This is a genomic window from Plantactinospora endophytica (assembly GCF_016862915.1).
In the GTDB taxonomy this organism is placed as follows: domain Bacteria; phylum Actinomycetota; class Actinomycetes; order Mycobacteriales; family Micromonosporaceae; genus Plantactinospora; species Plantactinospora endophytica.
The window spans coordinates 179324-200858 of record NZ_BONW01000005.1; the positions used below are offsets into that span (position 1 = coordinate 179324).

Here is a 21535-nt window from a genome sequence, read left to right on the forward strand (position 1 = left end):
TCAGGGCAGGTCGGTGGGGAAGGCCATGGTGCCGGTCATTCCGACGGCGCCGGGCAGCCGGGTGTCCTGGCGCAGGAACTGCACCACCACCGGTACCGGCGAGCGGACCACGCAGCCGAACCGCCGGCCGAGCACGATCGCCTCGGGGTCGACCAGGTCGTTGAGGCGTACGTGCCGGACCCGCCGGGCGCCGATCCGGACCGGGTACGGGCCGACCGGCTCCCGGTCCTCGTAGTAGACGGTGATCTCCAGCGCGGCCGGCTCGTCCCCGGTGTTCAGCACGCACAACTGGTCGAAGCTGGTGAACTCCGGCTCGTCACCACTGCTCGGAAAGGGGATCCGGCCACCCGGAACCACCCAGACCCGCGCGCCGAGCCCGGCCATCAGCCGTCCCTCAGCAGCGCGGCGAGGTCGGGGGTCAGGAAGACCTCGTCCGGGTCGAGCCGGCGGCGGACGTCCTGGAACCTGTCCCACTGTGGATAGACCCCGCGCAGCCCGTCGGCGGTGAGCGAGTGTTTCTTGCCCCAGTGCGGGCGCCCGTCGTACTGCCGGAACACCGCCTCGACGTCCTTGAAGTACTCCTCGTGCGGCAGCGCGTTGTTCTGTAGGCAGGCGATGGTCGTGGTGGTCCGGCCGTACGCCGGACTGAGCCAGATGTCGTCCTCGGCACAGGTACGCACCAGCACCCGCCAGGCCACCCCGGTACGGTGCCGGTCCAGGATGCGGCGCCGGATCTCGGTGAAGCAGGCGTGGAACGCCTCCGACGGGATGGCGTACTCGATCTCGTCGAAGCGCAGCTCACGGTGCCGGGGAATGGTCCGGTGACTCGGACCGGTCTCGGTGGTCCGGGGCTCGCCGGCCGGGCTGAACTCCGGCTCCTCGCCCCGCAGGTTGAGGGTACGGATCTGCGTGGTGTCCGTCCGTGGGTACCAGTAGAAGTCCATGTTCCGGTTCTGCCGCTGCAACTGGTGCAGGTGGTCCAGCGTCCAGGCGATCGACGAACACCAGTTCCGGCGCCGCAGGTGGTAGGTGGGGGTGAGCCGCAGCGTCAGCGTGGTCAGCACGCCGAGCGCGCCGAGGGAGAGCTGGACGGCCGGCAGCAGGTCCCGGTTCTGCCGCTCGGAGATCTCCAGCACCTCTCCGGTGCCGCTGACCAGCCGGGCCCCGGCGACCTGGGTGGAGAGGTTGCCGAAGGCGAGGCCGGTGCCGTGCGTACCCGTGGCGGTGGCACCGGCGATCGACTGCACGTCGACGTCACCGAGGTTGTCCATCGCCAACCCGGCCTCGTAGAGCGCCTCGCCCAGCTCGCCCAACGGCACCCCGGCGCCGACGGTGGCCAGGTGCGGGTCGTCGTGCCGGCGTACGGTCCGGGGCAGCCCGGCGAGGCTGACCAGTACGTCGTCGGTCCGCACCAGTGGGCTCGACGAGTGACCGGAGCCGACCGGCCGGAGCTTGGTCGAGGTGTGCCGGGCCCGCTCGACCAGGGCCCGGACCGCGTCCTCGTCCGGTGGCGTGGCGTACTCGCGCGGGGTGAACCGGAGGCTCCCCGACCAGTTGTGCCACTCCCGCCCCAACACGGCCTCCTGCCCCCGGCTGTCCGGCTCTGCTCGGCTTGTCCGGCTGGCGGCCAGCCGGACGGTGCGGTCCCGCACCAGGGCGGTACGGATCGGGACACGCGTCTCTACCCGGTGCGCCTCCCGGGAAACGGCAGGTCAGCCTCCCGGGAAACAGCGGGTCGGTCTTCCGGAGAACGGCAGGTCGGTCTTCGGGAGAACGGCAGGTCAGTCTTCCGGGAAACGGCAGGTCAGTCTTCCGGGAAACGGCAGGTCACGACGGGTGGTGGTTGTCCAGGCAGTGCTCAGCCGGGGTCGGTAGGATGACCTGGTGATCGACTCAACTGTCCAGGAGGGCAGCTGTAGCCAGCCGGGTCGGACCCGGCATTCCTCGCACCAGCCGCCACGACGGGGAGCGCTGAGCCCCTCGTGTTGATCGCGCTCGGTCTCCTTCTCATCGTTCTGCTCACCGTGGCGACGGGCTACTTCGTCGCCCAGGAATTCGGATATGTCGCCGTCGACCGGGGCAAACTGCGCCAGCTCGCCGAGGACGGCGACGTCGCGGCGCAACGCGCCCTCACGGTCACCGGCCGGCTCTCCTTCATGCTCTCCGGAGCCCAACTCGGGATCACCGTCACCGCCCTGCTGGTCGGTTACGTCGCCGAGCCGTTCCTCGGTGACGGCCTGGCCGACCTGCTCGGCGTGGCCGGCGTCTCGGCTGCGGTCAGTACGCCGATCTCGGTCGCGCTGGCCCTGGTGATCGCCACCGTCGTGCAGATGGTCTTCGGCGAACTCGCGCCGAAGAACCTCGCCATCGTCCGGGCCGAGGCACTGGCCCGGGGACTGAGCCGCTCGACCCTGATCTACCTGGCCGTCGCCGGCCCGCTGATCCGGCTCTTCGACGCCGCCGCCACCCGGCTGCTGCGCCGGGTCGGCATCGAGCCGGTCGAGGAACTGCCCAGCGGCGCCACGCCGGAGGACCTGGAACAGATCATCGCCGAGTCGCGCCAGGAGGGGCACCTCGACGCTGAGATGTCCACCCTGCTCGACCGTGGTCTCGACTTCCGGCAGCTCACCGCCGCCGAGGCGATGGTGCCCCGGGTGGACGTGCACACCCTGCGCGCCGACGACCCGGTGAGCCGACTGGTCGAGTTGCTCGACACCGGGCACTCGCGCTTCCCGGTGCGCGGCGCCGAGGGGGTGGACGACGTGGTCGGCGTGGTCGGCATCTCCGACGTACTCGGGGTGCCGCCGGCGGAGCGGGGCAGCACCCCGGTGGAGGCGGTCGCCGTACCCCCGTTGCTGGTGCCGGCGACGCTGCCGCTGCCGACGGTGCTGGACCGGCTCCGCGCCGGGCACCGGCAGCTCGCCTGCGTGGTCGACGAGTACGGCGGGTTCGCCGGGGTGATCACCCTGGAGGACATCGCCGAGGAACTGGTCGGGCCGATCCGGGACGAGGACGATCCGCCCGAGCGGGCCCCGGTGCGCCAGGCCGACGGCTCCTGGGTGGTGCCGGCCCGCTGGCGGATCGACGAGGTCGCCGACAGCACCGGGATCACCCTGCCCGAGGCACCCGAGTACGACACCCTCTCCGGCCTGGTGATGCGGGAGTTGGGCCGGATCCCCGAGGTCGGCGACCGGCTGGAGATCCGGCTCTCCGCCGAGGGGGAGCCGGACCAGGAGGCGACGCTGCCCCGGGCGCACGTCGAGGTGCTGGCGGTGGACCGGCACGTCGCCGACTCGGTCCGGCTCCGGGTGCTGGTGCCGCACGGCGGAGCGGAGCGGAGCGCATGAGCGCCACCTGGGCGTTGCTGATCTCCCTGTTGCTGCTCGCGCTGAACGGCTTCTTCGTGGCCGCCGAGTTCGCCCTGCTGGCCTCGAAGCGCTATCGGCTGGAGCAGGCCGCCGCCTCCGGTGGCCGGGCCGCGAAGGCGGCCCTGGACGGGGTACGCGAGCTGACCCTGATGCTGGCCGGTGCCCAGTTCGGCATCACCGTCTGCACGCTCGGGCTGGGCGCGCTCGCCGAACCGGCGATCGAGCACCTGCTCAGTCCGGCGCTGCACGCGGTCGGCCTGCCGAACACGGCCAGCCACGTGATCGCGCTGGTCTTCGCGCTGGCCCTGGTCACCTTCCTGCACCTGGTGGTCGGCGAGATGGCTCCGAAGTCGTGGGCGATCACCGACCCGGAGCGCTCCGCGCTGCTGCTGGCGCTGCCGTTCCGGGCCTTCGCCCGGGTGGCCCGGCCGGTGCTCTCCGCGCTGAACGGGCTGGCCAACGTCACGCTGCGGCTGGCCAAGGTACGCCCCGAGGAGCAGTTGGCGGTGGCGCACGGGCCGGAGGAACTGCGGATGCTGCTGCAACAGTCCCGCGAGCACGGCCTGCTCGCCGCCGACCAGCACGAGATGCTGACCAGCATGCTCGAACTCCAGGGCACCACGGTCGCCCAGGTGATGGAGCCGGTCGAGACGATCGTCTCGGTACGCCCCGACGACTCCGCCGAGCGGATCGAGGAGGTGTGCCGGTCCAGCGGCCGGTCCCGGCTGGCCGTCTTCGAGGCGCCGGGCGAGGTGGCCGGGCTGGTGCACGTCCGGGAGGCGGTCCGGGCGACCACGGCCGGCCGGCCGGCGACGGCCCGGCAGTTGATGACCGTGCCGTTCACCCTGGAGGCGACGGCGACGGTCACCGAGGCGGTGGCCGCGATGCGGGCCGAGCAGGTGCAGTTGGCGCTGGTCAGCAACGGTGCCGGCGCGGGCCGGCCGATCGGCTTCGTCGCGCTGGAAGACCTGCTGGAAGAGGTCATCGGCGAGTTCGACGACGAGACCGACCCGATCCCTCGGGGCCGCCGACTGCGCTGAGCGTCCGCCGCGCCGCGCCCCGCCCCGCCTGCCGCTGCCGCTGCCGCCGCTGCGGGCGCCGGGCGGGTGCGGCGGGCGGGCTCGACTACGCCGGGCGGCGGGCAGGCCGGCTCGAACACGCCGGGCGGGCACGGGAGGAGGCGACGGTGGGCTTCGGGGGACTTCCACCGGGTTCGGGACTGACCGTGCGGACCACGCTGACCAATCCGAGTACCCGGCCGGGGTTGTCGCTGCCCGGCCGGGTCACCGTCACCGCCGGCCGGTCGCCGGTGACGGTGGACGGGGTGACCCTCGGCCTGGTCACCCGGGTCGAGCCGGCCGGCGGCGAGGTGGAGTACCTGCCGGTGGAGTTCCACCGGGTACCGGCCGCCGGGGCGTTCGGGCTGGCGCCCGACGAGCGCCGGATCCTCGACTTCGGCGTACCGGTGCCGTGGGAGACACCGGTGACGGTGGTCAACGGCCACTGCTGGCTCAACCTGCGGATGGGGCTGCGGGCCGAGGTCGCGGTCAGCCCGCTGCTGGACCGGGGCGACCTGCGGCCGGTGTACGTGCACCCGCTGCCCGCCCAGGCCGGGGTGCTCGACGCCCTTACCGAGTTGGGCTTCGAGTTGCGGCAGGTCGGGCTGCTCGCCGAGCGGCTGCCCGGGATCGACCAGCGGTTGCCGTTCCACCAGAAGATCGCGTACTGGGCGGCACCGCTCTACGGCGGTCCGTTCAGCGAGCTGGAGGTGACCTTCTTCGCCGACCCGTACCGGGTGGAGGTGATCTTCGCGCTGGACCGCCGGGTCGCGCTGGCCGGTGCCGGGCACCTGAGCTTCAGCCGGTTCCGGGTGGCCCACCAGGGCGCGGCGGAACTCGACTGGATCACGGTGGTGGACAGTTGGCTCCGGTACGCCGTGCAGCGGCACTCGGCCACCGCCGCCGGCTACCAGGTACGGACGGAACGCCGTCCCTCGCCGCCGCCCCGGCCCACCGACCCCGACCAGTCGCATCCCGGCCCGTCCGGCACCGACACCCGGGACAGCGACCCGGCCGGCGAGGAGCCCCACGGATCGGCGCCGGCCGCCGGCCACGATCCGAACCGGGGGCTACGGCCGATCGGCGGCGGCGAGGGCGGGATCGGCGGCGGTGCGGGCGGTGCCGCCGGTGGGGGCGGTGGCGGCGGAACGTGAGCGCTTCGGACCGTGCCGGTGGACCGGGGGAGTTCGGCCGGCACGGGCGGTGGCAGCGGTGCGGGAGGGGCTGCGGACCGTGCGGGTGGAACGGGGCTCAGCCGGCGCTGGCGGTGGCCAGCTTGATGCCGAAGCCGAGGAAGAGTGCCCCGATCCCGGTGGTCACCCCGGCGGCCAGCCGCCGACGCTGGCGGAACTGCGCGGCCAGGTAGGTGCCGGTGAAGATCAGCACGGTCAGGTAGATCACGCTGGCGACCTGGGCGATCGCACCGAGCAGCAGGAACGACAGCGCCGGGTAGGGGTACGCCGGATCGACGAACTGGATGAAGAAGGAGATGAAGAAGAGGATCGCCTTCGGATTCAGCAGGCTGATCACCGCCGCCCGCCGGAACGGCCGGTCGGCCTTCGCCGGCCGGGTGTCGACCAGCGGCGCCACCGTCGGATCGTTCCGGCTCCGCCAGCGCCGCCACGCCCCACGCAGCATCATCAGGCCGACGTAGCCCAGGTAGGCCGCGCCGACGTACTTGATCACCATGAAGATCGGCGGGTACGCCGTGAGCAGTGAGGCCACCCCGGCGGCGGAGAGCACCATCAGCACCGTGTCGCCGAGGAACACCCCGGCGGCGGCCCGGTAGCCGGCGCGTACCCCGGTCTTCGCGGCGGTGGTCAGCACGTAGAGCGAGTTGGGTCCGGGCAGCAGGATGATGGCTACCGTGCCCAGCACGTACGTCCAGATGTCGGTGATCCCCAGCACGCCGGTCATCATCACCCCGCCCGCACCGCAGCGCGAAGCCTTTCCCGCAGCCTGACCTGTGCTTTCGGCCACTCGTCGACGATCATCGAATACTGCACGGTGTCCCGCCACGAGCCGTCCGGACGCTGCCGGTGCCGGCGGAGCACCGCCTCCCGGGTGGCGCCGAGCCGCTCGATGGCGCGCTGCGAGCGCTCGTTGCGGAGGTCGGTGTGCCAGACCACCCGCTCCGCGCCGAGTTCCTCGAAGGCCCGGGTCAGCAGCAGCAGCTTGGCCTCGGTGTTCACCCCGGTACGCCACCAGGGCCGGCCGAGGAAGGTGTGCCCGATCGCCACCGACCGGTGCTCGGGGTTGACCTCGTAGTAGGAGGTGGAGCCGAGCACCTCGCCGGTGACCGCGTCGAGCTGCACCCACGGCACCCGCTCGCCCCGCTGGTGGGCGTCCAGTGCGTCGCGGACGATCGGAGCGAGCCCGGCCGGGTCGCTCGGCTGGGCGGCACTGAGGTGGGTCCAGACGTCGGGGTCGCGGGTCGCCGCGTACAGGGCGTCGACGTGGGACTCGGACAGTGCTTCGAGCCGGACGTGGGTGCCGGCCATCGGCACCGGAGCGTGCCAGGGGGAGCGGTCGGGGCGCAGGTACGCCGGCAGCGGGGCGGTCACCCCGTCGTCCGGCTCGGGCCGTCCGGCGACGGTACGCAGCGGCAGCACGCCGGCCCAGTGCGGCAGGTCGTAGTCGGCGGGCTCGTCGCGTACGCCACCGGTGCGGGCCCGCACCGAGACCTCGTGCAACGGCAGCGCCAGTACGGCGGTCTCGGCCAGCTCCCGGCGGGTCGGTGGGCGACTGTCGGCGGCCCGGCCCCGGCCGACCTTCTCGACCAGCGCCGTCAGCACGGTCCGCTTCTCCGCCTCGTCGGCGACCAGATGTGCGCTGCCGTGCGCGACAAGCGAGCGGTAGTTGGCGCTGTGGTGGAACTGGGAGCGGCCGTACACCAACCCGTCGAGCTGGGTCACCGCGACGCAGACCGGCAGCCCGGCGTCGCCCCGGGCGGCCAGCAGCGGCCGGCTGCCGGTCGAGCCGTGCAGGTAGAGCGTGTCGCCGATCCGCACGTGCAGGGTGGGCAGGATCCGGGGTTCACCGTCCACAGTGAACCCCAGGTGGCAGTGGTACGCCTCGTCGAGCAGGTCGTGCGCGGCGTCGCGCCGGTAGTCCATCTTCGACCGGTCCCGGCTGGCGACGGTCCGCCGAGTCTGCGGATAGCTCCCGGCCGCACCGCTCGACTGCGACCCGGTCTGCGTTTGCGTCTGCGTCCCGGTCTGCGTTTGCGTCTGCGTCCCGGTCTGCGTTTGCGTGTGCGTCCCGGTCTGCGGCTGCGACTGCATCCCGGCCTGCGGCTGCGACTGCATCCCGGCCTGCATCTGTGTCCCGGTCTGCGGCTGTGGCGCAGTTTGCGGCTGTGGCGCGGTCTGCGGCTGGATTCGCGGCTCGGTCTGTGGCTGGATGTGCGGCTGCGTGTGCGTCTGGATCTGCTCGGCCATCTCGCGCCTGCCCTTTTGTTATAGTACAATCCTGAAACTGTGACAGCACATTATCAGATCGCCGGTACGACGGCAGCCGAGATAGCGGCCAGCGTCGAGGCCGGGGTCCGGACCGGCGACCTGCCGGCCGGGGCCGCGCTGCCCGCCGTCCGGGCGCTCGCCCAGGATCTCGGGGTCAGCCCGGGGACGGTCGCCAAGGCGTACCAGGGGCTGCGGCAACGCGGCATGGTGGAGACCGCCGGCCGCAACGGCACCCGGATCCGCCCGAAGCCCCCGGTCACCGGCCGCCGGGCCGCGCTGCGGCTGCCCGCGCCGCCCGGCGCGCTCGACCTCTCGGTCGGCGAACCCGACCCCGGGCTGCTTCCGCCGATCGGCGCCCACCTGGCCGCGCTGGCCCGCTCCGCCGGTGCCTCGGTCAACTACGGGGGCGGCGGCGTGCTGCCCGAACTCGTCGAGGCGGCCCGGGAGCGGCTGACCGCCGACGGGGTGCCGGCCGGGGCGGTGACGGTGACCGGCGGCGCGTCGGACGGCATCGAGCGGCTGCTGGTCAGCAACCTGAGCCCCGGCGACGCGGTCGCGATCGAGGACCCTGGCTGGGCCAACACCATCGACCTGGTCGCCACGCTCGGGCTGCGGGCGGTGCCGATGCCGGTCGACGACGCCGGCCCCACCCCGACCGGGCTGCGGGCCGCGCTGGCCGCCGGAGTCCGGGCGGTGCTGGTGACCAGCCGGGCGCAGAACCCGACCGGGGCGGTGGTCACCGCCGAGCGGGCGGCGGCGCTGCGGACCGTGCTGGCCGGGCATCCCGACGTACTGCTGATCGAGGACGACCACGCCGCCGAGCTATCCGTCGAGCCGCTGCACACCCTGGCCGGCGCCACCCGGAGCTGGGCCTTCGTCCGGTCGGCGAGCAAGCCGTACGGGCCGGATCTGCGGATCGCCGTGCTCGCCGGGGACGAGGTGACGGTGGCCCGGGTGGCGGGGCGGCTCCGGGTCTGCTCCGGCTGGGTCTCCACGCTGCTGCAACGGCTCACCCTCGCGCTGTGGCAGGACCCGGCGGTCACCGAGCGGATCGCGCTGGCCCGGGCCAGCTACGCCGAACGGGTCGCCGCACTGTGTGCCGCGCTCGCCGAGCGCGGGCTGACCGGGCACGGGCGTACCGGAATCAACGTCTGGTTGCCGGTGCCCGACGAGACCCGGGCGGTCGCGGTGCTGCGTGACGCCGGCTACGTGGTGGCGCCGGGCTCGCTGTTCCGGTTGGCCAGCGGGCCGGGTATCCGGATCACCGTCAGCCCGCTCGTCGAGGCCGACATCGCGCCGCTGGCCGACGCGCTGGCCCTGGCCGCCGCCCCCGCCACCCCGGCCACCCTCAGCGCCTGACCACCCAGACGCCACCCGCCGCCCGCCGCCCGCCGCCCGGTGCCCAGTGCTCGCCGCCCGGTGTCCGGTGTCCGGTGGCGCCAAGATTCTTGGCGAGAAACGGCTCGCGGCGAACCAGAAATCGCCAAGAATCTTGGCGCCCGCCGTGCCGGGCGCGCCGAGCGCGTGATCGCGGGGGTTCGGGGTAGAACATGCGCTATGCCTGAGACGGAGACCGCTCCCGGAGCGCAGGAGTTCATCCCACCTGGTGCCGACACCCTGGCCGAGCTGCGCGCCGCCGCCAGCGGTTGCCAGGGCTGCGAGCTGCACCGGGACGCCACCCAGACGGTCTTCGGCCGGGGTGACGAGCACGCCCGGGTGGTCTTCGTCGGCGAGCAGCCCGGCGACGTCGAGGACCAGAAGGGGCTGCCGTTCGTCGGGCCGGCCGGGCACCTGCTGCGGCGGGCCGTCGACGAGGCCGGCATCGACCCGGCACACCTCTACATCACCAACGCGGTAAAGCACTTCCGGTTCGAGATGCGCGGCAAGCGACGGCTGCACAAGACCCCGGACCGGGTACACATCGTCGCCTGCCGGCCCTGGCTGGTCGCCGAGTTCGCCCGGCTGCACCCGGAGGTCGTGGTGGTACTCGGTGCGACGGCGGCCAAGGCCCTGCTCGGCCCGTCGTTCCGGGTCACCCAGTCCCGGGGCGTACTGCTGCCCTGGCCCGAGTCGGCGCAGCGCCCGCAGGACTTCGCCAAGGTGCCGGTCGGGCCGACCGGTGAACGCGAGACCGTGGCGCCGACCCGGCTCGTCGCCACCATCCACCCGTCCGCGGTGCTCCGCGCCGACGACCGGGACGCCGCGTACGCCGGCCTGGTCGCCGACCTGACGGTGGTGGCCGGTGCGCTCGGCTGACCCGCGACGGCCGGTGGTGCTGGTGGCCGATGCGCTCGGCTGACCCGGGACGCCCGGTGGTGCTGGTGGCCGGCGCGTTCGGCTGACCCGGGACGACCGGTGGTGCCGGCCCGGTGTGGCAGGCCGGCACCACCGGGTGGCGTCAGAGCCGTTGGAGTTGGGTGACCACCATCGCGACGGCGAAGAAGCCGTAGAAGCCGATCGCCACCAGCATGCCGCCGAGTCGCCAGCCGCGTAGCCGGATCGCGGTCGGCAGCTCCCGGATGTTGAGCCGGACCAGCAGGATCGAGTAGAGCAGGGTGACCACCGAGGCCGCGCAGGTGGAGATGATCAGCAGCCCGAGCGGTTGGCTGAAGCCGGCGAGCAGGATGACCGAGCCGAGCACGATCTCGGCCCAGACCACCGCGAGATAGAGCCGGGCCTCGGTCCACCGAGTGGAGGTGGCGAGATAGTTGCGCCGGAGGAAGTCGCTGGCCACCCGGCCGATCACGTCCAGCAGCCCCATCGCGGCGGCCCAGAGCGAGACCACGGCGATCGCGAAGAAGAGCAGCTTGAGCCAGGTACCCACCGCGGCGGCGAGCAACTCGCCCTCGATCCGCAGGAACGACGGGTCGTTCTTCAGGTCGTCCCGGCCGAAGAGGGTCTCGTAGGCGAGCAGGCACATGATCGTGATGGTCACGAAGCAGACCAGCGCGAAGGTGAAGAAGTGCTCGATGTTGGCGCGCCTCCACCAGGTCGCCCAGCGGGCCAGGCTCGGCTCGTCCTGCGGGAAGGCGTACCGGTCGGCGCCGGCGGCCTCCTCCTGACCGGTGATCGGGGAGATCAGCCGGGGTACGTGCGCGCCCATCCCGTACCGCTTGTCGCGGATCCAGTTGCTCAGCACCAGGTTGTGCACCCCGCCCGCCCCGGCGGCCCCGATGGCGCTGAGCAGCAGGGTGAAGGTGATCCCGGCCGGGATCTGCCCGAACCCGAGGACCGTCTCCGACGCCCCCTCGCCCCAGGTGCCGAGCGAGACAACGAAGACCACCACCACGGCCAGGAAGAAGAGCGTGAGCGCCACCTTGACCATCTCGACCCGCTCGACGGTCCGGTAGATCACCTTGGAGACCGAGAGCAGTACGCCGATGGCGACGAGTACGCCCACCGTGATCCAGACGGTGTTCCCGCCGCCGACCAGGTAGGTGAAGACGGCGGAGCCGCTGGTGGCCCAGCCCGGCCAGACGTACTGGAAGGCTCCGGCGAGGCAGATGACGATGCCCCAGCCCTTCCACCAGCGGGAGAACCCGGCGACCACGGTCTGCCCGCTGGCCAGCGTGTACCGCTCGATCTCCATGTTGATGACGAACTGGACGGCGAGGGTGGCGATGGCCAGCCAGAGCAGGCCGAGCCCGCCCAGCGCGGTCAGGTAGGGCCAGAGGATGAGTTCCCCGGCGGCCATCCCGATGCCGACCGCCACCACGCCGGGGCCGACCATCCGGCGCAGCGGCATCGGTTCGGGCAGTTCGCGGGTGACCGGGTCGTCGGGGGGTACGGCGGTGTCGGGGGTGGTCGCCTGTCGGCTCATCGGGTACTCCGGGGGTGGTGTGGGGGTGTGGGGGAGCGGACCGTCCCGGTGGGACGGCCGGTGGTGCGGCGGCGCCGTGCGGGGTGACCACGCGGCGCCGGTTCAGGTGGCGGGTCGGGCCCGCCCGGCGAGCAGCAGGTCGAGGTGGCGCAGCATCCGGCCGGTGTCCGGGGTACGGCCGGTGAAGAGCGCGAACGCGGCGGCGGCCTGGAAGACGCACATGCCGGTACCGCCGATCGCGCGCAGCCCGGCCGCCCGGGCGGCGGCGAGCAGTTCGGTCTCCACCGGCATGTAGATGACGTCCAGCACCCAGAGGCCGGGATGCAGCAGCTCGACCGGCAGCGGTACGCCCGGATGCGCCCGCATCCCGACCGGGCTGGTGTTGACCAGCCCGTCGGCGGCGCCGACGGCGGCCGGCAGCTCCGCCGGGCCGGCCACCGCGATCCGTTCGGTGTCGAACCGCAGGCTCAGGGTCTCGGCGAGCAGGCCGCGCCGGTCCGGGTCGGGGTCGACCACGGTGAGGTGCCCGACGCCGGCCTCCAACTGGGCGTACGCGCAGGCGGCGCCGGCACCGCCGGCCCCGAGTTGCACGACCCGGCCGGTGGCGGCACCGGGCAGCCCGAGCCGGAACGACTCGGTGAACCCGTAGGCGTCGGTGTTGTGGCCGATCCGGCGCCCGTCCCGGAAGACGACCGTGTTGACCGCGCCGATGTCGTCGGCCGGTGGGGCGAGCCGGTCCAGCAGCTCGATCACCTGTTGCTTGAACGGATGCGTGACGTTCAGTCCGGCGAACCCGGCCGCCTCGGCGTCGTCCAGCAGCCGGCGCAGCTCGGTCGGGGTCTCCGGCCGGTCGACGTCGAGCAGCGCGTACGACAGGTCGAGGTCGTGGTGCCGGCCCTCGGCCTCGTGCAGTGCCGGCGACAGCGACGTGCCGATGCCCGCTCCGATCAACCCGTAGCGGCAGGTCCGCATGGTGCTCCCGTCCTGGTCCGGTGGCGGCGGTCAGCCCGCGCGACGCCAGCGCCGGTGCGGCCCGGACCGCCGGGTCGTGCCGTCGACCGGGTACCGGCGTCAGCTAATGTACGAACTGGTACGTTAGTTATCCGCCTCGGTGTCGGGCCTGTCAAGGGCCTGCCGGAGGCACCGGCGCACACTGGTCCGATGGCGGACATCCGGGAGGACGAGGCGATGACTCTGCGGGCGGCACCGGACACCGAGGCGCGACCCGACCGGGCCGAGGCGCCGGAGGCCGGAGCACGGCCCGGTCGGCGTACGGTGCCGGAGGTCGAGCGGCGGCGGGACGCGGAACGTACCCGGGCCGACATCATCGACGTCGCCACCGACGAGTTCGCCAACCGGGGCTACAGCGGTGCCCGGGTCGACGAGATCGCGGCCCGGACCCGCACCACCAAACGGATGATCTACTACTACTTCGGCGGCAAGGAGCAGCTCTACCTCGCCGTCCTGGAGCGCGCCTACGGCGAGATCCGGGCCGCCGAACGGAGCGTCGACGTCGACCACCTGGAGCCGGTGGCCGCGATCCGGCGCCTCGCCGAGGTCACCTTCGACCACCACGAGGCGCATCCGGCGTTCATCAAGCTGGTCGGGGTGGAGAACGCCCAGCAGGCCGAGCACATGACCCACGTCGCCCGGCTGGTCGACCTGAACAGTTCCGCCGTGGACCTGCTCAGCGGCGTACTGGAGCGCGGGCAGCGGGCCGGGACGTTCCGCTCCGACGTGGACGCACTCGACGTACACATGATGATCAGCGCCTTCTGTTTCTTCCGGGTCGCCAACCGGCACACCTTCGCCGCGCTGTTCGACCGGGACCTGCTCGCCCCCACCAGCCGCCAGCACTACCGGACCATGCTCGCCGAGATGGTCATCGGCTACCTCCGCCGCCGCTGACCGCGCGTCCCCGGCGAGCCGCCGCTGACCGTGCGTCCCGGTGAGACGGCGCCGGCCGCGCGTCCCGGCGAGCCGTCGCCGACCGTGGGCCGGCACGCCGCCGCCGACCGCACCCCAGGGAGGGCACGCCATGACCAACAGCCACCGTCCCGTCCCGACGCCGCCGCGTCCGACTGACCCGGGCCGGGAGCTGCGCCGGTCCGTGGCGACCGTCTGCCTCTCCGGCACCCTCGGGGACAAGCTCGCCGCCGCCGCGGCGGCCGGGTTCGACGGCATCGAGCTGTTCGAGAACGACCTGGTGGTCTCGGCCTGGTCACCGGCCGAGGTACGCGCCCGCTGCGCCGACCTCGGGCTCACCGTCGAGCTGTACCAACCGTTCCGGGACTTCGAGGCGGTCCCGGCCGATCTGCTGCGCGCCAACCTGACCCGGGCCGAGCACAAGTTCGACGTGCTGGCCGACCTCGGCGCCGACACCCTGCTGGTCTGCTCCTCGGTGGCACCGGCGGCGGTGGACGACGACGCGCTCGCCGCCGAACAGCTCCGGCTGCTGGCCGACCGGGCCGCCGCCCGGGGGATCCGGATCGCCTACGAGGCCCTGGCCTGGGGGCGGCACGTCTCCACCTGGGACCACGCCTGGCGGATCGTCGACCGGGCCGACCATCCGGCGCTCGGGATCTGCCTGGACTCGTTCCACGTGCTGTCCCGGGAGGTCGACCCGGCCGGCATCGCCGGCATCCCGCCCGGGAAGATCTTCTTCCTGCAACTCGCCGACGCGCCGCACCTGCGGATGGACGTCCTGCAGTGGAGTCGACACCACCGGCTCTTCCCCGGGCAGGGCGCGTTCGACCTGGCGGGCTTCGTCCGGCTGGTGCTCTCCGCCGGGTACGCCGGACCGCTCTCCCTGGAGGTCTTCAACGACGTCTTCCGGCAGTCCGATCCGGCCCGTACCGCCGTCGACGCGATGCGCTCCCTGGTCCACCTCGAGGACGGCCTGCACCAGGCCGAACGGCCGGACCTGCGGTTCCGACGGCTGCCGGCGGCACCCGGGCTGACCGGGTACGCCTTCACCGAGTTCGCCGTCGACGGCCGGTCCGGCCCGGTCCTCCAGGACGTGCTGCGGGGACTCGGCTTCACGCACACCGGGCAGCACCGCTCCAAGCCGGTACAGCTCTGGGAGCAGGGCGACTGCCGGGTGGTGCTGAACAGTGCGGTGACCCGCCCGCAGGCGTCCGGTACGGCCGCGATCAGCGCGTTCGCGCTGACCACCGCGGATCCGCACCGGGGCGTCGACCGGGCCGGGGCGCTGCACGCGCCGGTACTGCCCCGGCGCCGTGGCCCGGCCGAGGCGGAGCTGGCGGCGGTCGCCGCCCCGGACGGCACCTCGGTCTTCCTCGCCGAACCCGACGACGGCTGGCGGGCCGACTTCCTGCCGACCGGCAACGAGGTCGCCGGGGAGGCCGGACTCGTCGGCACCGACCATCTCGGCCTGACCCAGCCCTTCGACCACTTCGACGAGGCCGGCCTCTTCTACCGCTCGGTGCTCGGGCTGCGCCGGCTCGGCACCGAGGAGTACGCGGCACCGTTCGGGTTGATGCGGTCCCGTGGCTTCACCGATCCGGATCGCACGGTCCGGCTCGCCCTCACCGTCGCCGTACTCCGACGTGGCGACTGGGCGCCGTCGGTGGCCGATCCGCAGCACGTCGCCTTCGGCACCGACGACATCTTCGGCACCGCCGCCGCGCTCGACCGGCTCGGCGCCGACACGCTGAAGATTTCCGACAACTACTACGCCGATCTGGTCGCCCGGTTCGGTCTCGACGAGGAGACGGTGGCGCGACTGCGCCGGTACGGCATCCTCTACGACCGTGACCCGGGCGGCGGCGAGCTGCTGCACCTCTACACGCCGGTCTACGGCGGCCGGATCTTCTTCGAGGTGCTGCAACGCCGGGCCGGTTACGACGGCTTCGGCGACGCCAACGCGCCGGTCCGGATGGCGGCACACCGGCACCAGCGACTCGCCGAAACCTGACCGCCGCCCGCACCGGATCGGCCCGCGTATCGTCCTGATCTTTGAGCCGGCACCAGTTTGAGCCGGCACCAGCGACTCGCCGAAACCTGACCGCCGCCCGGGGTACCCGCCGACCGGCCCGAAGCCGACCGCGCCGAGCCGCGCCGAGGTCCGGGTGCCGGTCGGCGCCGAGCGGCAGGGATCCGGTGCGGACGATTTGGTCCACCGGGTGTGCGGGGTGCCGGCGGTCCGGCCGGAGTCCGAGCGCGGCGGGGATGTGCCCACCCGGGTCGCCGGGGCAGACTGACCGGCATGGAACAGCACCTCTACGAGCCCGTGCACGAGGAGTTCCGGGAGCTGTGCCGGGCGTTCCTGGCCCGCGAGGCGGTGCCGCACCACGACCGGTGGGAGGCCGACGGCATCGTCGACCGGGAGGTCTGGCGTAGGGCCGGTGCCGCCGGCCTGCTCGGGACGGACATCTCCGAGGAGTACGGCGGTGGCGGCCAACGCGACTTCCGGTTCAACGCCGTACTCGTCGAGGAGGTCGTCGGCAGCGGCTGTTCCGGCCTCGGGTTCGGGCTGCACAACGACGTGGTCGCGCCGTACCTGAGCGAGCTGGGCACGGAGGAGCAGCAGGCCCGCTGGCTGCCCGGCTTCTGCTCCGGCGAGCTGGTCACCGCGATCGCGATGAGCGAGCCGGGCGCCGGCTCCGACCTGGCCGGCATCCGCACCACCGCCACCCGGGACGGCGACGACTACGTCCTGTCCGGACAGAAGACGTTCATCACCAACGGCGAACTGGCCGACCTCGTCCTGGTGGTGGCGAAGACCGCGCCGGAGCGGGGCGCGCACGGCGTGAGCCTGCTGGTGGTCGAGCGCGGCACGCCCGGGTTCACCCGGGGACGGCGGCTGGCCAAGGTCGGGCTGAAGGCCAACGACACCGCCGAGCTGTTCTTCGACGACTGCCGGGTACCGGCGGCGAACCTGCTCGGTACGGAGAACAAGGGCTTCTACCACCTGATGGCGAACCTGCCCCGGGAGCGGCTCGGCATCGCGGTCGCGGCGGTCGCCGCCGCCGAGCGGCTGCTCGCGGTCACCCTCGAACACGCCCGGTCCCGCCAGGCGTTCGGTCAGCCGATCGGCGCGTTCCAGCACAACCGGTTCCTGCTCGCCGAGCTGGACACCGAGATCACCATCGCCCGTACCTTCCTGAACCACTGCGTCGCCGAGTTCAACGCGGGCCGGCTGTCGGCGGTGGACGCGGCGAAGGTCAAGTGGTGGACCACCGAGTTGCAGAACCGGGTCGCCGACCGCTGTGTGCAACTGCACGGCGGCTACGGCTACATGCTGGAGTACCCGGTCGCACGGGCCTGGCTGGACAGCCGGGTGCAGACCATCTACGGCGGCACCACCGAGATCATGAAGGAGATCATCGGCCGGGACCTCGGCCTCTGAGGAACTTCCGGCCGGACCACGCCGGTGCCGAGGACCCGCCGGACGGGGAGCCCGAACCGTGCCGAGGACCCGTCGGACGGGAGCCCGAACCGTCCCGAGGACCTGCCGGACGGAAGCTCGGCCGTCCCGAGACCTGCCGGACGGGAGTCGGCCGGCGGCGAGGTCGGCGCGCTACGCCGTCGGCGAATCGGGGTTGAACCGACCCGGACGCCGTGCTTCGATCCGCAGGTAAGGATGGCTCCGGTCTACCGCTCCTTGCGGCGGGCCGGCGCCTCCCGCCCGGTGGTGGCGGGCCCGGACGGGGACGGGAGCGGCTGACGTGACGACGGAACTGACCACCGGAGTCGACGGCCGACCCGCCGCGACGCCGCCGGTCGACGTACCCCGGCTCCAGCGGCGCACGCTGCTGCTGCTCTGCCTCACCCAGATCATCGGCGGCACCGGGATGACCATCGGGATGACGGTCGGCGTGCTGCTCGCCGCCCGGCTCGGCGGCACCGCGATCTCGGGTCTGGTGCAGAGCGCCTCGGTGGTCGGCGGTGCGCTGCTCGCCGTACCGGTGAGCCGGATCATGCGCAGCGGTGGTCGGCGGCCGGGACTGGTCGCCGCGTACCTGGTCGGTGCGGTGGGCGGGGTCCTGATCATCCTGGCGGCGGTCACCGGCTGGGTACCGCTGCTCTTCCTCGGCGCGCTGCTCTTCGGCGGCGGTACGACCGCCGGGCTCCAGGCCCGGTACGCCGCAGTCGACCTGGCCGAGCCGACCCGTCGGGGGCGGCACCTGTCGATCGCCGTCTGGGCCACCACCGTCGGTGCGGTGACCGCGCCGAACCTGGCCGCGCCGGCCGACCGGGCGCTGGCCTGGACCGGGGTACCCGTGCTGGCCGGCCCGTTCGTCTTCAGTGTGCTCGCCTTCGTGCTGGCTGCCGGCGTACTCGTGGTGTTCCTGCGGCCCGACCCGCTGCTGACCGCGCGCCGGCTCGCGGCCCCGGCACCCGACGCGGCGCCGGCCGTCGACACTGCCGGGGCGGCTGCTCCCGCCGACCGGGACGACGGCCTGCGCGGGGCGCTGCGGGTGGTCCGCGACCTGCCGGCCGCCCGGCTCGGCATCTCCGCCGTCGCGATGGGACACCTGGTGATGGTCGGGGTGATGGTGATGACCCCGGTACGCCTCGGCGAGTGGCACTCCGACGCCCACCTGCTCCGGGTGGTCGGTCTCGTGCTCAGCCTGCACATCGCCGGGATGTTCGCGCTCGCCCCGGTGGTCGGCTGGCTCACCGACCGGGTCGGGCGGCGGGCGGTGATCCTCGGCGGGCTCGGCCTGCTGCTCGCCGCCTGCGCGGTCGCCGGGACCGCCGGGCACGACACCGTGCGGATCTCGATCGGGCTCACTCTGCTCGGCCTGGGCTGGTCCGGCACGATGGTGGCCGGCTCGACCCTGCTGTCGGAGTCGGTACCGGTGTCGGTGCGCCCGGCGGTGCAGGGGCTCTCCGACCTGACCATGGGGCTGGCCGGGGCGCTCGCCGGGGCGCTGAGCGGGTTTGTCATCCAGGTTGCCGGCTATCCGGTGCTGAACCTGCTGGCGGCGGTCGCCGTGGTACCGCTGCTGGCGCTAGCGTTGCGGACGGCCCTGCCACGGGTACGGGCCGGGGCGTGAGGCCGGGCCGGGTGCCCGGGGCGGAAGGGGAGAGTGGTCCGTGCGGCTGACAGACTTCTGGGCGCGGCTGGAGCAGGCGTTCGGTCCGGGGTACGCCGGCAGCATCGCCGCCGACCAGGTGTTGCCGCAGTTGGACGGCCGGACCATCCGGCAGGCGCTGGAGGCCGGCGAGGAGACCGTGGTGGTGTGGCGGGCGGTCTGCGCGGCGTACCCGGACCGGGTGCCGGCTCGGCTACGCTGAGGCACCGATCGACGTGCGTCTCTCGGTGATCGACTAGGCACTTACGGTAGTTTGGCGTGTCGTGTGCCGAGTCGTACACCTGTTCGGCTATTGTCCACAGCGAGGCGCCCGTCCACAGGTCGCGGCCAGCCGGCTGTTTTCTGTCGGACCGAGCGCCTAGCGTGTGCGCGTGACGAAAAGCTCAGCGAAGCAGCCGGCGAAGGCAGGGGTGGCGACCATGGCGGCAGGGCCTGACCGGGAGAAGGCACTCGACCTTGCTCTCGCTCAGATCGACAAGCAGTTCGGCAAGGGCTCGGTGATGCGGCTGGGGGAGCGGCCGGTCATCCAGACCGCCGTGATCCCGACCAGCTCCATCGCGCTCGACGTGGCGCTCGGCGTGGGCGGTCTGCCGCGCGGCCGGGTCGTCGAGATCTACGGCCCGGAGAGCAGCGGTAAGACCACCGTCGCGCTGCACGCGGTGGCCAACGCGCAGAAGGCCGGCGGCATCGCCGCGTTCATCGACGCCGAGCACGCCCTCGACCCGGAATACGCGAAGGCGCTGGGCGTCGACACCGACGCGATGCTGGTCTCCCAGCCCGACACCGGTGAGCAGGCGCTGGAGATCGCCGACATGCTGATCCGGTCCGGCGCGCTCGACATCATCGTGATCGACTCGGTCGCCGCGCTGGTGCCGCGCGCCGAGATCGAGGGCGAGATGGGCGACAGCCACGTCGGTCTCCAGGCCCGGCTGATGAGCCAGGCGCTGCGGAAGATCACCGGTGTGCTCAGCCACACCGGCACCACCGCGATCTTCATCAACCAGCTCCGCGAGAAGATCGGAGTCATGTTCGGCTCGCCCGAGACCACCACCGGTGGCCGGGCGCTGAAGTTCTACGCCTCGGTCCGGCTCGACGTGCGGCGGATCGAGAGCCTCAAGGACGGCACCGACGTGGTCGGCAACCGGACCCGGGTCAAGGTGGTGAAGAACAAGGTCGCGGCACCGTTCAAGCAGGCCGAGTTCGACATCATGTACGGCAAGGGCATCTCCCGGGAGGGCTCGCTGATCGACGTCGGCGTCGAGCAGTCGATCATCCGTAAGTCCGGCGCCTGGTACACCTACGACGGGGACCAGCTCGGTCAGGGCAAGGAGAAGGCCCGCGAGTTCCTCCGGGAGAACCCGGACGTGGCGGCCGAGATCGAGAAGAAGATCCTGGAGAAGCTCGGCGTCGGGGTGGCCGCCGGCACGGACGCGGCCGGCGGGCCGGAGCTGCCGCCGGTGGACTTCTGACGGTCGACCGAGTCCACATCGACGTGGCAGGACGACGTGGTGCCCGTACGGGCCGGGGCTGGGATGCCGCCCCGTCGGCCCGTACGGGCGGCAGTGGCACGGGCCGGCGGGGCCGGGGCCGTTCCGATGGTTCGGCTGCCTCCTCCGGGCGGTGGCCGGCCGGAGCGGCCCGGCCGGGCGACGAATCCGACGAGTCGACGCCGACCCCGGCGCCGCCCCGCGACGAGGCGGAACAGGCCCGGGAGATCTGCCTGCGCCAACTCGCCGTGCGGCCACGCACCCGGGCCGAGCTGGCCACCGCGCTGACCCGGCGGGGCATCTCCGAAGAGGTGGCCGCCCAGGTGCTGGACCGCTACGACGAGGTCGGCATCATCGACGACGCCGCCTTCGCCCGGGCCTGGGTCAGCAGCCGGCATCAGGGCCGGGGGCTGGCCCGCCGGGCGCTCGCCAACGAGCTGCGCCAGCGGGGCGTGGACGCCGACGTCGCCACCGAGGCGCTCGGCGAGCTGGACGAGTCGACCGAGGCCGAGACGGCCAGGTCACTTGTCGACCGCAAACTCCGGACGGCCACCGGCTCGCCGGAGGCGGTCTTCCGGCGGCTGGTCGGAATGCTGGCCCGCAAGGGCTATCCGCCAGGGGTGGCGATCCGGGCGGTCAAGGACGCGTTGGCCGAGCGGGATGCCGAGGCGGCGGAGTTCGCCGACCAGATCGACGCCGACGCGTTGGCCGAAGCCGGGTCGGATCCGGAGCGGGACGCTCTCTAGGACCGCGCCGCGTTCGCCTACCGCCGGAGGGCTCCGGAGCAGCGTGGGAGCGCTCTCCCGCCGACCGGCCGATCCACCTCGGAGCGACCGCAGGGCGAGTCGGATTCCGGACTCGCCCCCTTATGCCCACCCCGAAATCAGCTTCCAGTGAGCGTACGATCGCCGTACGTCAGCCACCCGGCCGGATCATGAGTTTCTTGACCGAATGCCCCATCGCGACCTAGCCTCGCCTTAGACGAGTTTTCCCGACCATCGCAGGCTAAGCGCACAACATAGATCGCGTAACAGTACGGCATCACTTCGGCCAGCTCATCGGCCAGATATTTCGATCACCGGACGGGCCGGTCCGGTGATCTTAGTACCAGCACCCGGTCGTCGGCGGTGTCCCCGGGGGGCACTGCCCGGTGGCCGTACCCTCGGTCAGCCGCCTCGGTCGGGCGTCGTGACAGTCGAAGGGCACGCCTCACCCACGGGCGTAGCCCCTCCGGCGCAGGACGGCAAAGGGGAGGCGGCCATGACCAAGCGGGCCAG

At 72.8% G+C, this 21535-nt stretch carries 19 protein-coding genes; 13 read left to right on the forward strand and 6 right to left on the reverse strand.

The features are described 5' to 3' along the window. Together Pen02_RS08220 and Pen02_RS08225 are read right to left on the reverse strand one after the other, a co-directional pair. Entirely contained in the window at positions 1–384 is a 384-nt protein-coding gene (locus tag Pen02_RS08220) for a sensory rhodopsin transducer (RefSeq protein WP_203865329.1), read from the reverse strand. Beyond that, positions 384–1574, reverse strand: coding sequence for a D-arabinono-1,4-lactone oxidase (locus Pen02_RS08225; protein WP_203865330.1), 1191 nt, complete (start codon positions 1572–1574; stop codon positions 384–386). Before Pen02_RS08225 ends, Pen02_RS08220 begins: the two co-directional genes overlap by 1 nt. Positions 1575–1982: 408 nt before the next feature. On the opposite strand from Pen02_RS08225, the gene Pen02_RS08230 reads away from it, so the two are divergent. The 3 genes from Pen02_RS08230 to Pen02_RS08240 all read left to right on the forward strand — a co-directional run bounded on the left by Pen02_RS08230 (position 1983) and on the right by Pen02_RS08240 (position 5580). Then, positions 1983–3347: a hemolysin family protein gene (locus tag Pen02_RS08230; protein WP_203865331.1), complete on the forward strand. Its 1365-nt coding sequence runs from the start codon at positions 1983–1985 to the stop codon at positions 3345–3347. Next, positions 3344–4408 carry a hemolysin family protein gene (locus tag Pen02_RS08235; RefSeq protein ID WP_203865332.1) on the forward strand — a complete coding sequence of 355 codons (1065 nt, stop codon included), beginning with the start codon at positions 3344–3346 and terminating at the stop codon, positions 4406–4408. The genes Pen02_RS08230 and Pen02_RS08235 overlap by 4 nt, the downstream gene beginning before the upstream one ends. A gap of 146 nt (positions 4409–4554) precedes the next feature. Further along, positions 4555–5580: a sporulation protein gene (locus Pen02_RS08240; protein WP_203865333.1), complete on the forward strand. Its 1026-nt coding sequence runs from the start codon at positions 4555–4557 to the stop codon at positions 5578–5580. Between the two features lie 97 nt (positions 5581–5677). Here Pen02_RS08240 and leuE read toward each other — a convergent pair whose 3' ends face one another. Both leuE and Pen02_RS08250 read right to left on the reverse strand, forming a co-directional pair. Then, entirely contained in the window at positions 5678–6346 is a 669-nt protein-coding gene (gene leuE / locus Pen02_RS08245; RefSeq protein ID WP_203865489.1) for a leucine efflux protein LeuE, read from the reverse strand. Continuing rightward, the gene (locus Pen02_RS08250; protein ID WP_239140254.1) at positions 6346–7542 is read right to left on the reverse strand and encodes a bifunctional pyridoxamine 5'-phosphate oxidase family protein/GNAT family N-acetyltransferase; all 1197 of its coding nucleotides are present in this window, start codon (positions 7540–7542) and stop codon (positions 6346–6348) included. The genes leuE and Pen02_RS08250 overlap by 1 nt, the downstream gene beginning before the upstream one ends. A 138-nt stretch (positions 7543–7680) precedes the next feature. Between Pen02_RS08250 and Pen02_RS08255 the strand changes: the two genes are divergently transcribed. The 3 genes from Pen02_RS08255 (at position 7681) to Pen02_RS08265 (ending at position 10143) form a co-directional block, all read left to right on the forward strand. Then, complete coding sequence (locus Pen02_RS08255; RefSeq protein WP_203865528.1) at positions 7681–7890, forward strand: hypothetical protein; 210 nt, start codon at positions 7681–7683, stop codon at positions 7888–7890. A gap of 15 nt (positions 7891–7905) precedes the next feature. Further along, entirely contained in the window at positions 7906–9246 is a 1341-nt protein-coding gene (locus Pen02_RS08260) for an aminotransferase class I/II-fold pyridoxal phosphate-dependent enzyme (protein WP_203865334.1), read from the forward strand. 198 nt (positions 9247–9444) lie between these two features. Then, positions 9445–10143 (forward strand): UdgX family uracil-DNA binding protein, encoded by a 699-nt coding sequence (locus tag Pen02_RS08265; protein ID WP_203865335.1) that lies wholly within the window; start codon positions 9445–9447, stop codon positions 10141–10143. Positions 10144–10285: 142 nt separating this feature from the next. Here the strand turns inward: Pen02_RS08265 and Pen02_RS08270 are convergent, their stop codons facing one another. Next, positions 10286–11707: an Nramp family divalent metal transporter gene (locus Pen02_RS08270; RefSeq protein WP_203865336.1), complete on the reverse strand. Its 1422-nt coding sequence runs from the start codon at positions 11705–11707 to the stop codon at positions 10286–10288. Positions 11708–11809: 102 nt separating this feature from the next. Beyond that, positions 11810–12679, reverse strand: a complete 870-nt coding sequence (locus Pen02_RS08275) for a shikimate dehydrogenase (protein ID WP_203865337.1) — start codon at positions 12677–12679, stop codon at positions 11810–11812. Between the two features lie 189 nt (positions 12680–12868). Between Pen02_RS08275 and Pen02_RS08280 the strand changes: the two genes are divergently transcribed. The 7 genes from Pen02_RS08280 to Pen02_RS08310 all read left to right on the forward strand — a co-directional run bounded on the left by Pen02_RS08280 (position 12869) and on the right by Pen02_RS08310 (position 21004). After that, positions 12869–13615, forward strand: coding sequence for a TetR/AcrR family transcriptional regulator (locus tag Pen02_RS08280; protein WP_239140255.1), 747 nt, complete (start codon positions 12869–12871; stop codon positions 13613–13615). A gap of 130 nt (positions 13616–13745) precedes the next feature. Then, a complete protein-coding gene (locus tag Pen02_RS08285; protein WP_239140257.1) occupies positions 13746–15644 on the forward strand; it encodes a bifunctional sugar phosphate isomerase/epimerase/4-hydroxyphenylpyruvate dioxygenase family protein in 1899 nt (632 codons plus the stop codon). A gap of 291 nt (positions 15645–15935) precedes the next feature. Then, positions 15936–17078 carry an acyl-CoA dehydrogenase family protein gene (locus Pen02_RS08290; RefSeq protein WP_203865338.1) on the forward strand — a complete coding sequence of 381 codons (1143 nt, stop codon included), beginning with the start codon at positions 15936–15938 and terminating at the stop codon, positions 17076–17078. Between the two features lie 319 nt (positions 17079–17397). Next, positions 17398–18732 carry an MFS transporter gene (locus Pen02_RS08295; protein ID WP_372445585.1) on the forward strand — a complete coding sequence of 445 codons (1335 nt, stop codon included), beginning with the start codon at positions 17398–17400 and terminating at the stop codon, positions 18730–18732. A 40-nt stretch (positions 18733–18772) separates the two neighbouring features. Continuing rightward, on the forward strand, positions 18773–18973 hold the full coding sequence (locus Pen02_RS08300; protein WP_203865339.1) for a DUF3046 domain-containing protein: 201 nt from the start codon (positions 18773–18775) through the stop codon (positions 18971–18973). Between the two features lie 217 nt (positions 18974–19190). After that, positions 19191–20240, forward strand: coding sequence for a recombinase RecA (gene recA / locus Pen02_RS08305; protein ID WP_203865494.1), 1050 nt, complete (start codon positions 19191–19193; stop codon positions 20238–20240). Between the two features lie 23 nt (positions 20241–20263). Beyond that, on the forward strand, positions 20264–21004 hold the full coding sequence (locus tag Pen02_RS08310) for a regulatory protein RecX (protein ID WP_203865340.1): 741 nt from the start codon (positions 20264–20266) through the stop codon (positions 21002–21004). Positions 21005–21535 lie beyond the last annotated feature (531 nt).

Coding starts and splice junctions, on each gene's coding strand:
- Pen02_RS08280 (WP_239140255.1), top strand. CDS start 12,869: ATGGCGGACATCCGGGAGGACGAGGCGATGACTCTGCGGGCGGCACCG.
- recA (WP_203865494.1), top strand. CDS start 19,191: ATGGCGGCAGGGCCTGACCGGGAGAAGGCACTCGACCTTGCTCTCGCT.
- Pen02_RS08275 (WP_203865337.1), bottom strand. CDS start 12,679: ATGCGGACCTGCCGCTACGGGTTGATCGGAGCGGGCATCGGCACGTCG.
- Pen02_RS08290 (WP_203865338.1), top strand. CDS start 15,936: ATGGAACAGCACCTCTACGAGCCCGTGCACGAGGAGTTCCGGGAGCTG.
- Pen02_RS08265 (WP_203865335.1), top strand. CDS start 9,445: ATGCCTGAGACGGAGACCGCTCCCGGAGCGCAGGAGTTCATCCCACCT.
- leuE (WP_203865489.1), bottom strand. CDS start 6,346: ATGATGACCGGCGTGCTGGGGATCACCGACATCTGGACGTACGTGCTG.
- Pen02_RS08270 (WP_203865336.1), bottom strand. CDS start 11,707: ATGAGCCGACAGGCGACCACCCCCGACACCGCCGTACCCCCCGACGAC.
- Pen02_RS08250 (WP_239140254.1), bottom strand. CDS start 7,542: ATGGACTACCGGCGCGACGCCGCGCACGACCTGCTCGACGAGGCGTAC.
- Pen02_RS08220 (WP_203865329.1), bottom strand. CDS start 384: ATGGCCGGGCTCGGCGCGCGGGTCTGGGTGGTTCCGGGTGGCCGGATC.
- Pen02_RS08285 (WP_239140257.1), top strand. CDS start 13,746: ATGACCAACAGCCACCGTCCCGTCCCGACGCCGCCGCGTCCGACTGAC.
- Pen02_RS08235 (WP_203865332.1), top strand. CDS start 3,344: ATGAGCGCCACCTGGGCGTTGCTGATCTCCCTGTTGCTGCTCGCGCTG.